This is a genomic window from Streptomyces sp. NPDC002785 (assembly GCF_040295565.1).
Taxonomy (GTDB): Bacteria; Actinomycetota; Actinomycetes; order Streptomycetales; family Streptomycetaceae; genus Streptomyces.
Genome location: NZ_JBEOVN010000199.1, coordinates 1 through 13078 on the forward strand (window position 1 = coordinate 1; position 13078 = coordinate 13078).

Annotated in this window: 16 protein-coding genes; 6 read left to right on the forward strand and 10 right to left on the reverse strand. The window is 70.4% G+C overall.

All coding sequences use genetic code 11. The features are described 5' to 3' along the window. Positions 1-56 precede the first annotated feature (56 nt). The 9 genes from ABTZ94_RS31185 to ABTZ94_RS31225 form a co-directional block, all read right to left on the reverse strand. Entirely contained in the window at positions 57-500 is a 444-nt protein-coding gene (locus ABTZ94_RS31185; RefSeq protein WP_351205754.1) for a hypothetical protein, read from the reverse strand. Between the two features lie 178 nt (positions 501-678). Further along, positions 679-1113: a GvpU-like protein gene (locus ABTZ94_RS31190; protein WP_351205756.1), complete on the reverse strand. Its 435-nt coding sequence runs from the start codon at positions 1111-1113 to the stop codon at positions 679-681. 278 nt (positions 1114-1391) lie between these two features. Beyond that, positions 1392-1760: a DUF8825 domain-containing protein gene (locus tag ABTZ94_RS31195; protein WP_351205758.1), complete on the reverse strand. Its 369-nt coding sequence runs from the start codon at positions 1758-1760 to the stop codon at positions 1392-1394. Positions 1761-1867: 107 nt separating this feature from the next. Further along, a complete protein-coding gene (locus tag ABTZ94_RS31200; RefSeq protein WP_351205760.1) occupies positions 1868-2683 on the reverse strand; it encodes a DciA family protein in 816 nt (271 codons plus the stop codon). Continuing rightward, entirely contained in the window at positions 2680-4866 is a 2187-nt protein-coding gene (locus tag ABTZ94_RS31205; RefSeq protein ID WP_351205762.1) for a hypothetical protein, read from the reverse strand. Before ABTZ94_RS31205 ends, ABTZ94_RS31200 begins: the two co-directional genes overlap by 4 nt. 1175 nt (positions 4867-6041) lie before the next feature. After that, positions 6042-6593 carry a GNAT family N-acetyltransferase gene (locus tag ABTZ94_RS31210; protein WP_351205764.1) on the reverse strand — a complete coding sequence of 184 codons (552 nt, stop codon included), beginning with the start codon at positions 6591-6593 and terminating at the stop codon, positions 6042-6044. Next, the gene (locus ABTZ94_RS31215; RefSeq protein ID WP_351205766.1) at positions 6590-7384 is read right to left on the reverse strand and encodes a GntR family transcriptional regulator; all 795 of its coding nucleotides are present in this window, start codon (positions 7382-7384) and stop codon (positions 6590-6592) included. Before ABTZ94_RS31215 ends, ABTZ94_RS31210 begins: the two co-directional genes overlap by 4 nt. Positions 7385-7436: 52 nt before the next feature. Then, positions 7437-8114 carry a P-loop nucleotide/nucleoside kinase family protein gene (locus ABTZ94_RS31220; RefSeq protein ID WP_351205768.1) on the reverse strand — a complete coding sequence of 226 codons (678 nt, stop codon included), beginning with the start codon at positions 8112-8114 and terminating at the stop codon, positions 7437-7439. Further along, complete coding sequence (locus ABTZ94_RS31225; protein WP_351205770.1) at positions 8111-8845, reverse strand: GntR family transcriptional regulator; 735 nt, start codon at positions 8843-8845, stop codon at positions 8111-8113. The genes ABTZ94_RS31220 and ABTZ94_RS31225 overlap by 4 nt, the downstream gene beginning before the upstream one ends. Before the next feature lie 495 nt (positions 8846-9340). On the opposite strand from ABTZ94_RS31225, the gene ABTZ94_RS31230 reads away from it, so the two are divergent. From ABTZ94_RS31230 to ABTZ94_RS31240, 3 genes are all read left to right on the forward strand, one after another. Then, positions 9341-10183, forward strand: coding sequence for a hypothetical protein (locus tag ABTZ94_RS31230; RefSeq protein ID WP_351205772.1), 843 nt, complete (start codon positions 9341-9343; stop codon positions 10181-10183). A 100-nt stretch (positions 10184-10283) separates the two neighbouring features. Beyond that, positions 10284-10859, forward strand: coding sequence for a WhiB family transcriptional regulator (locus ABTZ94_RS31235; protein ID WP_351205774.1), 576 nt, complete (start codon positions 10284-10286; stop codon positions 10857-10859). Between the two features lie 183 nt (positions 10860-11042). Continuing rightward, on the forward strand, positions 11043-11618 hold the full coding sequence (locus tag ABTZ94_RS31240) for a hypothetical protein (protein ID WP_351205776.1): 576 nt from the start codon (positions 11043-11045) through the stop codon (positions 11616-11618). On the opposite strand, the gene ABTZ94_RS31245 is transcribed toward ABTZ94_RS31240, so the two are convergent. After that, on the reverse strand, positions 11609-11794 hold the full coding sequence (locus ABTZ94_RS31245) for a hypothetical protein (RefSeq protein WP_351205778.1): 186 nt from the start codon (positions 11792-11794) through the stop codon (positions 11609-11611). The genes ABTZ94_RS31240 and ABTZ94_RS31245 overlap by 10 nt on opposite strands. Positions 11795-11822: 28 nt before the next feature. On the opposite strand from ABTZ94_RS31245, the gene ABTZ94_RS31250 reads away from it, so the two are divergent. From ABTZ94_RS31250 to ABTZ94_RS31260, 3 genes are all read left to right on the forward strand, one after another. After that, positions 11823-12002: a hypothetical protein gene (locus ABTZ94_RS31250; protein WP_351205780.1), complete on the forward strand. Its 180-nt coding sequence runs from the start codon at positions 11823-11825 to the stop codon at positions 12000-12002. Between the two features lie 15 nt (positions 12003-12017). After that, on the forward strand, positions 12018-12341 hold the full coding sequence (locus ABTZ94_RS31255) for a hypothetical protein (RefSeq protein WP_351205782.1): 324 nt from the start codon (positions 12018-12020) through the stop codon (positions 12339-12341). A 117-nt stretch (positions 12342-12458) separates the two neighbouring features. Further along, the gene (locus ABTZ94_RS31260; protein ID WP_351205784.1) at positions 12459-13004 is read left to right on the forward strand and encodes a DUF6197 family protein; all 546 of its coding nucleotides are present in this window, start codon (positions 12459-12461) and stop codon (positions 13002-13004) included. Positions 13005-13078: the final 74 nt, after the last annotated feature.

Consider the following 13078-nt stretch of genomic DNA (forward strand, 5'->3'; position numbering starts at 1 on the left):
CCCTCACGGGGGTGCTGGGGGATTGAGGGATTGCTCTCAGTGATCAAGCCGGAGGGTCAGCGGCGGACGGTCTTGCCGTTCTTGACCTGGGTGCGGCCGTGCATCTTGTCCAGGAGGTCGCCGAGGACGGAGAGGGATTCGGGGTCGGCGTTGCCGATCTGGTCCGTGACCGTGAGGGCCTGGAGGGCAGGGGCGATCTGCTGAGTCAGGGCGAGAGCATCAGGAAGCTCGGCGGCGTACATGACCTGTCCGTACTCGGGACCGTCCAGTTCGATCAAGTACCGCGGTTCCGGGTGAGGGTGCCACCGGACGTAGACGTTCAAGTGGAGCGGGGTGTTGTAGAGCTTGCCGGCGCCGAACCAGTACACGAACCCGGCGGCCTTGATGGAGTCCTCGTAGCGGTCGCCTTTCTCCGAGAGGACCGGGTCGTGGTCCAGGCGGGTCCAGGCGCCGTCGGAGTACAGCCAGGGGCATGGGCGCTGCTGCTCGTTGTCGGGCATGTGGTTTTCCTTCGTGGTGCTGGTCGGGCGGTTGCGGGCGTCTTCAGGAGAGGGCGGTCGGCTTGCGGGGCGGTGGGACGGCGCGCAGCAGTTCCCACAGTGGGCGTGAGCCGGCCGCCCACGCCAAGTCGTTCTTTGCAGAGCACGGCGCATGCCGAATCACGCAAGGTCAGGCGGGTCAGTTCTTGTCGGGTTCGCCGAGGGTCCAGCCGCTGACCGCGGAGATCGGGCCGCGCCAGGTCGGCAGGGTGTGGGTGGCCCGGCCCAAGCGGTGGGTCACGTCCTGCAGATGAAGGAAGCGGGGGTCGACCTCGCGGCGGCGCCGGCCTTTCTCCGCGGCCTCGTCCAGGTGCCCGATTGCGTGGCGCGCGACCCTGCGCAGGGTGTCGTCGTGGCCGCCGAGTTGACGAAGGTGCAGGCGTTCCCAGGTGTCGGTGGAGACCAGGGTGCCGGTCACCAGGCCGCCGCCCACGGCCAGGGTCAGCACAATGTCCTGGGCCTCGATGTCCTCGTGCTCCGCGCCCAGGCGCAGCATCTCCAGGTGCGGGTCGGTCCGGGCCTCCGGCTGGAGCAGCATCCTCACGGCCGGCTGGACCGCATCTCTCCACGACAACGCGCCACTCCCCCTTGCCGGTTGGACGTCTGGGCCAAGTATGTCCTGCTCGTGTGCCGGTGATGCGGGGGTCGGCCGATCTGGGCGTTCTGTCGGTACGAAGTGCCGGTGGCGACGGGGCCGTCGATGGTGGTGTCCGCGACGTGGGCTTCCTCCGGGGGTCTGTTCGCACGGTGCCGGGCATTTCCTCGATGCCCCGCCCTGGACCGGCCGGCAGGGGCGGTCACTGATTGCGCCGGGGCCGGACGACGTCGGCGTGGTCGGGCAGGGCCGTCGGGTCAGGCCGCGGGCGTGACCTCGGCTGCCGGAGTCTCCAGCCGTGTGGCCGACTTCAGTTCCATCCGCCGGTCCACCAGGTCCCCGCCGGTGAACGACTCCCAGTACGGGTGAGTGTTGACGGTCTCCGACAGGGCCAGGCACTCCCGGCGGAGCTCGTCGACGGCGGCCTTCTGCTCGTCCGTCCAGCCGGGCGACGGCGGCCGGCCCCCCGTGACCTCACCGGTGTGCGAGTGCTCCTTGCCCGGCCAGCCGTCGTGCGGCTGGACGGACCAGGGCAGGGTGCGCCCGAGCGCGGCGAGCTCCGCGGTGGCCTCGTGCAGACGCACCTGAGCAGCGCGGAGATCATCGGGGAAGGGGGTCTCAGCCATGCCTGAATGATATGTGTGTTCGATTTCAGGTCCGGGGAGGCAGCGCCGTAAAGCGCTGGCCGATGTCGGCCCCGCTCGCCGCCCCTGACACCTCGGGCTCTCCCTTCTCACGCGGTCCTGCCCAGCGGCGTCGACTGCGGGACCGCAGCTACCGTTCCGGCCTCCCTCGCCGCGCGCTCCGCACGGGCCCGGCGCAGCGCGGCGGCCTCGGTCGCCGCAGCCTGTCGACGGCGTTGCGCCCGGGCCTGCCCGATCGGGGCCGGCGCATCGGCCGGGACGACGTCGGTGTCGGGGAACGCGCGGTGGTTGAGCCCGCGCATCGCCTGGTTCTGCCGCTCCGCCGCTTTTGCGATGCCAGGGTCCACCCGCGACGGCCGGGCCGCCTCCTGGTGGGCGGCGAGTGCGCGGCGGTAGCCCTCGGACGCCGTCTCCCTGGTCTTCGCCGGACCGGTGGGCGCGGCCGGGGTGACGTCGGCCGGAGCGGGGACGGGCGCGGCGCCGGGCGGCAGGATCCGCAGGAAGTTCACGACCGTGCGGCCCGCCGTCTTGTTGGCGGCCGCGATGAGGCGGGTCTGCTCCAGGCGCGTCTTCGTGGCCCAGGCCGTTGTCTCCGGGCGCACGGTGAGCCGGCCGGAGTCCGCGTCGTAGGACACGGCGGCGACGTGCCCGGCGAACTCGGGGGCGATGGCTGCCCACCGGGCGAGGACGCTTCCGCCGGCGGCCGGGGCGGCCATGCCGCGCTCGGTCATCATTATGCCAATCGCGCTGCCCAGTCCCAGCGGCTCACGGCCGTCACGGCGTACGGCGGCGCCGGTGCGCCGCTTCGGCTTCTGGCGGGTGGCGCCGTTCTTCTTCGCCGCCTCCCGGGCCGCGAGCAGAGCCTGGCGCGCGAGGTCGACGCCGGACACCTCGCCGGCGCTCACGCCTGCCCCCAGGTGGCGTAGCCGAGGTCCAGGTGCCCGAGCCGGGAGTGGTGCTGCGCCTGGTCGACCAGCTGGTTGCTGAACAGGCGCCGGGCCGACGGCTCGCCGTAGCGGTCGATGTGGTCGAAGACGACCTGGTGGTCCTTCATCGCCCGCACCCGCCAGTTGCGTACCTGCTCGCGGGTCAGGTCCTCGAGGACCAGCTCCTGGTCGTCGTCGACGTCCGCGACCTCCGGGGCCGGTGCGACGACGGCCGGACGGGGCGCGGGAAGCACGACCGGGGCCACCGGCGCGGCCGGGACCTCCACCTCGGGCTGCACGGCCGCGGCTTCGGCACGGGCCTGAGCTGCGGCGGCCTGCCGCGCCCGGACCTGGTCCCACTCGTGCGCCTGCGCCCACGCCCTGGCCGTCACGTCCTGGTGCAGCTGCTTGGCGGTGGCCGCCCGGCGCTCCGCCTCCGAGGCCCCGGGCATCGCGGCGTCGACGGCGGCCGCAACCGCACGGCGTTGGTCCCGGCGGTCTTCCTGCCGCTCCGAGCACCGGGGGCAGTCCTGCCCGGAGTCGAGCAGCACCCGGTCGTCGCACCGCACGTCGCCGCACTGCTGGCGCTGCGGCAGGCCGAGGCCGATCAGCCAGCCCACCGGGTCCTTGATCGGCCCGGCCAGCCGCATCTGGTCGGCCAGCCGCCGGGCGAGCCGGTCGGCGAGGACCTGCGGCGCATCGGCGCGGCCGGCAAACCCGACTACCCTGCCCAGCTCGCTGCGGGCGGCGGCCTCCACCAGGCGGCGGGCGGCCGGACGCTCCAGCCGCGCCCACACCAGGTCCACCGGCGCCAGGACGGCCCGAAGGTCCTCCGGCGGCAGCGGCACCCTCCCCCGCTGCTGCCTGCCCTGACCTCCGCCGTCCACGACCCGCACCGAATCGCCAGCCACCGGCCCGCGGCCGGACTTCTCGCTGCTGATCGACGGGGACTTCTCCTGCTGTTCCCCGCGGAGCGGGCCGCCGTCCTCGCGCACGCACGCGCGGTCCGGCTGACCACCGGTCCCACCACGGCCTTCGCCGGAAAAGCCACCAGAGAGCGCAAGAGACCCACCAGGAGTAACCACAGAAGCGTGGAGAGCGTGGTGCTGTGCAGTTGCGGCGAGGTCTGTCGATCCGGCCATCCCGCCCTGCCCGGCGCCCTCCACCCCAGACGTCACAAGGGTCTCGCCCGTCTCGCCGGACTCAAGATCTCCGGATGCAGTACCGGCGAGGTCTGAAAGCAGGGCCTTGGCGACCCGGCGGGCCTCCCGCACGGCCACGCCGTGGGCCTCGGCAACCGGCACCAGGCGCACCCGCGACTGCGCGTTCAGGCCCGAGCCGGTCTCCTTGCGCACCACGTCCGCGACGCCGTGCTCCTGGAGGCGCTTGAGCACCTTCGCCCCGGCCGCCGCCGTGCAGCCCAGCAGCCGCGCGACCGTCGCCGCCGGCCGCCCACGGTCGGTGTCCACCGACCCAGGGCACAGCTGCAGCCAGCCCGCCGAACCCGTCGTCAGCACCATCAACAACAGCCCGAGCCGGTCCGTCGCCGCACCCCGGCCCGTACGACCGGCGAGCAGCCCGGCCGGGACCGGCTCCTTGGCCTTCGGCGCCCACCCCGGACCGAACAGCACCTCGCACAGGCTCAGCAGCACCGCCAGCTCCGAGCGGGACAGCGCCAGCGGGTGCCGCCGGTTGCCGGCCTTCTGCGCCCGGTACATCGGGATCACCCAGCACTCCAGGCCCGTCGCGTGCCCGAAGCTGTTGGTCGCCACGTTCGAACCGAGGAACCCGGCGCCGCGCAGCTCGGGCAGCACCGTGTGCGCGACCGTCGACTGCGACACCCCCAGCCACCGACCCAGCTCCGCCGCCCAGATCGACGTCTCGAAGTCCTTGCGCACATCCGCCTTCGCGGTCAGCACCACCGACGCCAGCCGCGCGCCGTCCGACACACCGGCCAGCGCCGGGGACGTCACCAACGCGCGCACCGCCGCGAGCAGCCGGGCCCGCATCGTCTTCGACAGCTGGAGCGGGTTACCCAGCTCCAGCCGCGCGACCGGACCGGCCTGCGCCGGAACCGACCGCAGCCGACGACGCGACGCCCCGCCGGCGAACCCCGTGCGCGGACGCGGGAGCACGGCGGCCGACGCCGCCACGGCGCTCACCGGCCCACCCGGACGGACGAGAAAGAGATCATCTCGGCAGCCTTGCGCAGGTCGCCTGTGGACAGATTCCGAGCAGCGGCGAAACCCCCGCTCCCTCCCGCCCGGCGGGCAGGAACTTCGGATCGCGTCCCGCCCCACGGGACGGAGCTCCGGAGCACCGCGGCGGCCGGCGCCGCCAGGAGGACATGGGCCCCCTCTCGGTATAGGTGCCGAGAAGCGGGGTCGGTGTGACACTCCAACCCGAAGAATCTTCGTGATTAATGCCGCGAACAGGGCGAAGACGGTGCGCGAATCCCGTCACATGGGAAGCATCGGAGGCTCGAACCGGTGTGAATCGGACACGGCCAAGCTGACAAGGGACACCACTCTCAGGCACTATGAGAAACGACCTGCTCTCCATATAGCTGGACCAGCCAGAGCCCTCGGGCCCGGCCGACCGGATGTGCGGATGTGTCGGGTAGCCCCCTCCGTGAGGAGCGGGTTCAGTACGAAGGCCCAGAAGCGATCTCCTTTCGTTCGGTGGACTTGGTGCTGGTGTTTCGAAGCCCTTGGCGGGGCCTCGAAACGGTGAAGCCACTTCGGTGGTGAAGCGGTACTCCGGTACTGCGACCGCGAAGCCCCTTGGCGGGGGCTGCGGGTGGAGCTGGACCCAGAAGGGGCCCTTGTGGTCCTGGCTAGGGACCGGTGATGCAATGCAATGGCCCTGATGAGGGGCCGGATTGAAATGAGCGGCTTGATAAGCCGCGGCTCAGAGTCGGGAGCGAACCGATATCTGAGCGAACCGCCCTGGGTTGCGAATCCAGGCGGTAGACGGGCCGCGCGGGGCCGAAGAGGATGGCTAGTCCACTTCTTCTTGGCGCGCGCGGCCGATGGCCACTAGGTCATCCCAACCCCCTGAACCCGGAGGCTGGCGTCGGCATGCGCGCGTACGGACCCGGTGGCGTGATCGCGATGGAGGAACGGCGTAGCTGCGCGTGTAGTTCCGCGCGGGCGGGTAGCCTTCATCCCGCGATCACCTCCTCTCAGGTGTCGCCCGAACGGCGAAGTCCCGTTGAGGGCCCCCGGATCCTGCACGGTCCTGGGGCTTTCGCCGTTTTCGATCTCCCACAGCCTAGCCCCAGGACCGGACAGAACCGTCGGCAGAAGCTGAGCAACTCGCGCGTCCCGACCGTTGTTCATCGTCCGTTGTGTCCTTCCGTGAGGTCGACGTCAGGCCAGCCAGGCTCGGCCCGAGCCGGCCGTTGAGCCACCCACCCCGAGCCGCCGACCTCCGGGTCATCCACTGTGCGTACATGGCGGAACCCCTGGCTGAGGTAGTACGCCTGAAGCTGCGGGTTCGTGGTCCACGCGTCGAGGCGGAGCCAGCGCGCGCCAGCCTGCGCTGCACGGTTCCCGGCCCAGTCCAGGATCCGGGCCCCTAGGCCGGCTCCCGCGTGAGCGCGATCGACCGTCAGTTTGTGCACATACAAGGCGTCATCGAGCTGTTCCTCAGGAGTCCAGAGCAGGTCGTCGGCCTCGCGGTCCAAAGTTACGGTTGCTGCGGCGTCGGCGGCCGCGTGCTCTTTAAAGAGGTAGACCTCGCCGCGGGCGATGCTCGCCGCCATCTGCTCGGGCGGGAAGGACAGCGACCACTGATCGATCCCTCGCGGCCGCAGCCAAGCCGCCGTGTCCGTCCGGAACTTGATGAGCCTCGCCAGGTTGCCCGGCTCGGCGCGTACGACGATCATGCGCTCGGCTCCTCGGACGGATCCTGGGGCATCGGCCGGGTGCGCTCGTAGACGATCACATGCCTGTCGCTCGGGAGGATGTTGATGGTGACCTGGATCGGCCGGCCATCACGGTCGTGAGCCGTGGAGATCAGCTCAGCGACCGGCAACGGGTTCTTGGGGTCGAGCCCGAGCCGCTCAACCTCACGTGGCCCCGGCATCCGGGTGTAGATCTCGTCGAGCGCCTCGACCAGTTCGTGCCCCAGCTCCGCGAGGACCTGGTTGGTCCCTCGCGCGACGCTGCCCTCGGTCATCCACTCACTGCCCTCGACCAGGCTGAGCCGTACGTACGAATCGTCGGTGTAGAACGGCTCCCCATCCACGAACGAGGTACGGCGGCGCAGCGCCACCAACTCGCCACCATCCAGCTGGAGGCGGCGACGCACGGGCTCATCCGGCACCAGTGTCTGCATCTCGATCGTCTGCGACCCGTCCCGGCCCTCGGCGTCGAGGAGGCTGCGGAAAACATCGACATGCGGCAGCTTCTTCCGAAACTCCGCCTGCGGACGATAGACCAGCGGCTGCCAGGCGCGAACGTAGACCCCGGATCCCTGCCGGGACCGAACGAGGCCAGTGGACTTCAACTTGATCACCGCCTGCCGAATGGTCTCGCCAGTCACGCCATAGCGGGCCGTGAGCTCACGGGTAGGAGGAAGCCGGTCCCCGGGCTTGAGCTGCCCAGAGTCAATTTGGGCGCGCAGATCGTCAGCGATCTGCTGAGCACCTGCGCGACGGCGATCTTGAGCGGTCATGTTGAAAGAGTACACGAGTTCACTAGTGAAATCTCCTCCTTGTGGCCGCGTTTCATCGGTCACCCCACCCCAGCTCAGTCAGCACTGATCCAGGGTGCCCGTCGTAGACAACATGAGGCTCGTCCAGGCCAGGCGGGGTGAAGCGATTCGCGTGGCGCTGCAGGTCATCCCGGGTGAAGAACATTGCGTTCGGGTCGTCGAAGGTCGCTTCGTTGCGCTCCTTGATTCGCTCCCACAGGGCGTCGACTTCCCCGGGGAGGTGCACCAGCGTTACGGCGGCCCCGGCATCCTGGCCGAGCCGGCTCCACTCCTGACGCTCGACAACGGTCCAAAAACCGTGGTCCAGGACCACGTCCCGGCCGGCGGCCAGCGCGGTACGCAGCTCGACGGCGACCTCGGCCATGATGGGGCGCTCCCGGACCTTGTACTGGCCGCGTGGGAAATCTCGCCCGTAATGCCCGTGCTCCCGCCAGACCCTTTCGTCAGGGCACAGGCGCAGGAAGCCCCGTTGCTCCAGTTCGCGGGCCAGCGTCGTCTTTCCAGCTCCAGGGAGACCGGCCATCAGGACGAGCTTGGCCGGGCCGGTGCGGCCCGACAGGGCCCGCATGGTTCGGGTGATCTCCGCCCTGCCGTCTGGGGCCAACGTGCCGAGGCGCTGTGTTCGAAGGAGTTGGCCGAGCCGATGCTCCAGCATCTGGGCGAGGGCGTCGTCGAGGGGTGTGAGCATCATGCGCTGGCCTCCTCCTTGGTCCACCTGCGACCGGGGCCGCCGATGTCGATGCCGTACTCAATCGTCATGCCACTGGTGTCGACGATCCGGACCGTCAGCACGATGACAGCGGCCGTGGTGTCTTCGGGGATCTCAAGCAGCCCGGCGTCGGCGGGCGTGGTGATGCGAGCCCACATGGAGCTGTGCCGACGAGCGACTGGGCGGCCAGTGTGGCGTGTGATCAGGTCGATCGACGTCCCGCTGTTCAGCCGTCGCCCCATGGCCAGTTCGGGCAACTCTTCGGCGAGACCCGCCGGGATCCAGGACGTTGAGTGGCTTACGACGCTGTTGTCGTGCTCGTCGCGGTAGGTCCTGCTGCGCCGAAGCACCAGAGCGCCGGGCTCGATCTCCAGAGCCTCAGCTACGTCTTCGGGGGCGGCGATGAAGCCCGCCATATGAGAGTCAGAGCGTTCCCCAGCCCTCCACGACGACCCGGTGATCTTGCTGCGTTGCTCGCGCTCGGCAGCGGTTGCCAAGGTGGTGCGTTCGCGGACGACCGTTCCATGGCCACGTGATGCGGTCACCAAGCCGCTGGCCTCCAGCGCCTTGTATGCGGCGTGGACCGTCGATTTCGACCCCTTCCCCGCGCTGACCAGGTCTTCGATCTTGGGCAGGCGATCTCCGGGCGCGTACACGCCGCTAGTGATCTTTGCAGCGATCTCGTCGGCGAGGACCTTCCACTTTGGTGGCATTCGGCGATCTCCTCCTTCTCGGCGCCCCCAGTGAACCACAATCCCGGGATTGGAAGGTGACACCCTTCAATATCGGGAATGCGGACCGTCAGCGTTGACATGGTTGTTGTAATCCTGGGAATGTCTCCCCGCAGGGCGACGCTGAGTGAGATCAGCTCGCGAATCGTGACGGCGCAACCGTGATTTCGCTAGTGAAGCAGTTGACGGAGGGCGGGTGTCGGCGTACGGTCTTGTCCAGCCGGAGAGTTCACTAGTGAAATCGCCTGGCGTCAGTGCCACCTGTACCACCGCAGGAGCCCTTGCCCCGAGGAGGGGGAGGGCCGGGGTTGATAGCTCGACCAAATCCCCCAGATCGGTCCCCTGACCGAGCGCTCCCGTGCACATCGCAACGCAGATGCGTTGTCCGTCCTCCAGGACTGCCGGCCTATGCCGTGCGCCTGGCGGGCGGAGAGCCCACCGCGATGCAGCCCCTCCCTTCTGACCTGAGGAGCCCCTATGACGACCACGACTGTGAAGCCCGAGGCCCGCAAACGCCGCCGCAAGACCCGCACCAAGACCGTCAGCAACCTCCCGGCGATCGTCGCCTCCGAGTTCAAGACCAACGAGATCGACCTGACGCCGGGCAAGGAGCACTTAATCTGTCCTGACTGCAAAGGGTGGACGCCGATCACCGGCACCCTCGGCGCCCCCAAGCTGGTGCCGCACCACACCAAGCGCTACCGCACCGTCGAGCCGCGCCGCTGCTCCAGCAGTAACCGCCGCGTCATCATCGATATCGCGGTCGCCGACTGGCGCACGAAGCTCGCCGAGACGGTCCCGACCACCGCGTTCCGCCGCGCGACCAAGGTGCTCCCCAAGCCCAAGTCGACGATGGCACCGGCCCCTGTGCACCGGCTCGCAGTCACCCGCGAGCAGCAGGTCGCCCCCGCCGGGGCCCGGCTGCTGCCGCTGCTGGACCGGGCCCGCCGTACGGTCATCGCGCACCGCGCCACGTGCACGACGTGCGGGGTCGGCGGCCGGTGCGCCGCGGGCCGGGAGCTGGAGATTGCGCTCCGAGAGTTCGAAGCGACCGCTGTGCTTGCCCGCGAGCAGCAGGCCCTCACCGACCGGACCGCGGCCAGGCAGCTTCGTGCTGAGCAGCAGGACCAGGCCCGAGCGCGCCAGCGGTTGTTGCGGCCGGCCCTCTCGAAGGTGGAGCGGGCTGCCCGTGACCGCCACAACGTCGCGCGCCCCGAGGCTCGGTCGAAGTCGACCTTCATCGACGAGCACGAGCTCGTCCGCCGCGCCGCCTCTTGGCCGGCCCCGACCCACGGCGGCCCCGACCTCCCCCTTCTCTAGAGCTGAACCACCTCACGTGATGAGCCCTCAGGCGCCCCTGGCCTGGGGGCTCATCACGCTGCCTACACCCAGAGACCAACCCACCCGGAAGGACACACCTGTGACGCTCAACCGGATTTCCCCCGGAGCAGCTCGCCGACTGCGCCGCCCCGTGCTCCAGGCCGCCATCGACACCAGCGCCCGCTGCCGCGACCGGCCGGAGTACAACGAGTTGTTCAACCGCACCCCCGGCTCCGCGACTTGGACGGCGCAACAGGCCGGCGCCCAGAGCTTCTGCGCGGAATGCCCCGCTCGTGCGGTGTGTGAGGAACTCGCCCTTCGGTACGGGAAGGGCAACCGGACCAGCGACGACTTGGTCCGCGGAGGCCGTCGCGGCCAGGACCTGGCTGTCACCCGCGAGATCCGCCAGCCCCGCCGGATCGCCGCCGCCGTAACAGCCGACCGGCTGGAGCTTGCCCGCGAGCAGTACACGCTCGCCTACACCACGAAGGCCGGGCCGGTCACCAGGCGGCGTCTGCGGCGTCAGGCCGTGGAGCGGGTCGGGGAGGTGGCCATGCGTGCCGCTGACCGCGGAGAGGTCTGGGATGTCGCCGTCTACGACAAGACCGGCGCCGACGTCACCTTCGATTTCGCCTTTGCCTCCCAGGACCGCAGCGACCTTCCGGTCGCGGCCTGACCCCCGGTCCTGTTCTGCACGTCGTCCCCAGCCCGCCGCTCGCGGGCTGGTGTCGGCGTGGGGCTACAGGAGACCCCACGTGCGCAGCCCCGGAACGGGGCGACCCCCGACACGGCGCTAGAGACGCCACATGTGCCGGGGGCCAGCACGGACCACGCTGATCTCACACAGGAGCTGATCCGCATGACCAGTATCGCAACACTCCCCGCTCTGCCGGACACCCAGGCGACTGGTAACTGCCCGAGCTGCGGCGGGACTTTCGAGTCCTGCCGGTGCACCGGTATCGCGCAGACCCGTACCACGGTCCTGGCACCGCGTGCCGGAACGATTGACGACATCCGGCGCGAGGACGACGCCAAGGGCTACGAGCGGGACGAGACCGACCGTTTCAACCAGCTGGTCCGCAGCCTCGTGATCGACGGCGACCGCCGGGCCGAGCTCGGCGGCCGCCGGGCCCGCCGGACGCTCGCCGAGATGACCCCCGGATACACCCGCCAGCCGGTGCTGCTCCTCACCCGCCCGCTCCCGGTCACCCCCTCCGGCAACGGCAACCAGCAGTGCGACCAGTGTGGTGGCTGGTTCGGCGTCACCTCCTGGACGTGCTCCGCATGCCAGAACCTCGGTCGCGTGGCCGCCGTGCCGCCCATCCGGACCGCGCCGCCTGCCAAGTCCGGGCTGCTCGACCCTGACAGTTCCTGGGCGTGCCCCAACTGCGGCTGCCTCAACGCGGACGGGCATGCGTCCTGCGGCTACTGCTGACCGTGAGCCGCGGAACCCCGCCCGCCATACAGCAGGCCCGTGTTGCACAGCACCGCGCGGCACGGGCCCTTGCCGTAGCCGGACTGCGCCATCCCGGCGCCGCCGTATTCCTCGCCGCTGCCGCGGCCGCCGCCGCCCTTGCCTGGGAAGCAGGCCACCGCGTCAGCGACATCCACCCATCACGAGCCGATCGGAGGGCGACTGGTGGCTGAGAGTCTCCACGCCCGCTACATGGCCGCGTCCGACGCCTGGCGCGCGCACCGCAAGGACTGCGAGCCCTGCACGTTCCCCGACACCGGGCGGCACTGCCCGGACGGAGCCCCGCTCTGGGAACGGCTCGTCCGGCTCCAGAACGCCTACCTCACCCACCTCCGCAACCACTGACCCTGAGGAGCCTCAATGACGACGCTCAGCCTCGACTCGTTCCGTGACCAGCACGGCGACCCGACGACCTGGCCGGCCGCCGATATCGACAGCTACCTCGTCATCGGCGAGATCGCCCCGCCCGCCCCGCCGCTCCACTCCTACAGCGAGATGCAGGCCATCGCCGCCGACTGGGCGCGTTCGGCCGACGTGCAGCAGTCGGTGGCCGACCGACTGATCGCCGAGGGGCACGAGATCGCGGCCGGGATCTGGTCACGTGGCGCGCAGGGGGCCCGGGAGTACGCGGCCGCCGCCCGCTACGGCTACCCGCACTACGAAGCCGTCCTCAACGGCTGGTAACCGGTCTGCAGGCTGCCTGATCCGCGAAGCGCCCCCACCGGCATCACCGGTGCAGGGGTGCTTCGCGGTGACGGGGAGCCGGACAGCCCGGACCACCACACCGAGAGGAACTGACACATGTTTGAGCTGAACCGCGGACTGAACCGTCACCAGGACCTGGAGGCGACCGGGCACGAGTTCGTCCGGGACATCGAAGCGTTCGTCGCGGGCACGGTCGCGGCCTCGTCCCCGTCCAGCACCCCGGCCTCGCTGATCGAGCGCGCCTGGAACCTGGACGGCGACTACACCGACTGGCTGCGCTGGGGCGACAGCGGCATGCCGCTGACCGGGGAGCAGATCGCCGCCCACGCGGAAGCCGCCATCACCATCCTGCGCACCGCGGGCTGGAACCCTTCCTACACGGCCGGCCGCAGTATCCGCGGCGCCCTGGTCCACGCCGTGAACACCGACCCCGACCACCGTTTCAGCACCGACACCCGAGGAGCACTGCGCAACATTTTCGAACTGCTCATCCGGGCCCTGACCGGCGCGCCCTACGCCGACTACAGCGACTGGGACCAGCACCCCGTCCGCAAGGTCGAAGAGGTCTTCGGCCTGCTCGCCGCCGCCGCCACGTTCGCCCGCACCTACGGCGAACCCGCCCCGGACGCACCGGCCGCCTGACCACCCAGCCCCGCCCCGGGCGCGCCGTACCGGTCGCCGCTCCCGCCACCCCGGGGCGGCGCCCCGTTCGCGGC

Excerpts from the sequence above, each read along its gene's own strand:
- ABTZ94_RS31195 (WP_351205758.1), bottom strand. The coding sequence starts at position 1,760 with ATGGCTGAGACCCCCTTCCCCGATGATCTCCGCGCTGCTCAGGTGCGT.
- ABTZ94_RS31185 (WP_351205754.1), bottom strand. The coding sequence starts at position 500 with ATGCCCGACAACGAGCAGCAGCGCCCATGCCCCTGGCTGTACTCCGAC.
- ABTZ94_RS31225 (WP_351205770.1), bottom strand. The coding sequence starts at position 8,845 with ATGCCACCAAAGTGGAAGGTCCTCGCCGACGAGATCGCTGCAAAGATC.
- ABTZ94_RS31210 (WP_351205764.1), bottom strand. The coding sequence starts at position 6,593 with ATGATCGTCGTACGCGCCGAGCCGGGCAACCTGGCGAGGCTCATCAAG.
- ABTZ94_RS31220 (WP_351205768.1), bottom strand. The coding sequence starts at position 8,114 with ATGATGCTCACACCCCTCGACGACGCCCTCGCCCAGATGCTGGAGCAT.
- ABTZ94_RS31255 (WP_351205782.1), top strand. The coding sequence starts at position 12,018 with ATGACGACGCTCAGCCTCGACTCGTTCCGTGACCAGCACGGCGACCCG.
- ABTZ94_RS31260 (WP_351205784.1), top strand. The coding sequence starts at position 12,459 with ATGTTTGAGCTGAACCGCGGACTGAACCGTCACCAGGACCTGGAGGCG.
- ABTZ94_RS31215 (WP_351205766.1), bottom strand. The coding sequence starts at position 7,384 with ATGACCGCTCAAGATCGCCGTCGCGCAGGTGCTCAGCAGATCGCTGAC.
- ABTZ94_RS31240 (WP_351205776.1), top strand. The coding sequence starts at position 11,043 with ATGACCAGTATCGCAACACTCCCCGCTCTGCCGGACACCCAGGCGACT.
- ABTZ94_RS31230 (WP_351205772.1), top strand. The coding sequence starts at position 9,341 with ATGACGACCACGACTGTGAAGCCCGAGGCCCGCAAACGCCGCCGCAAG.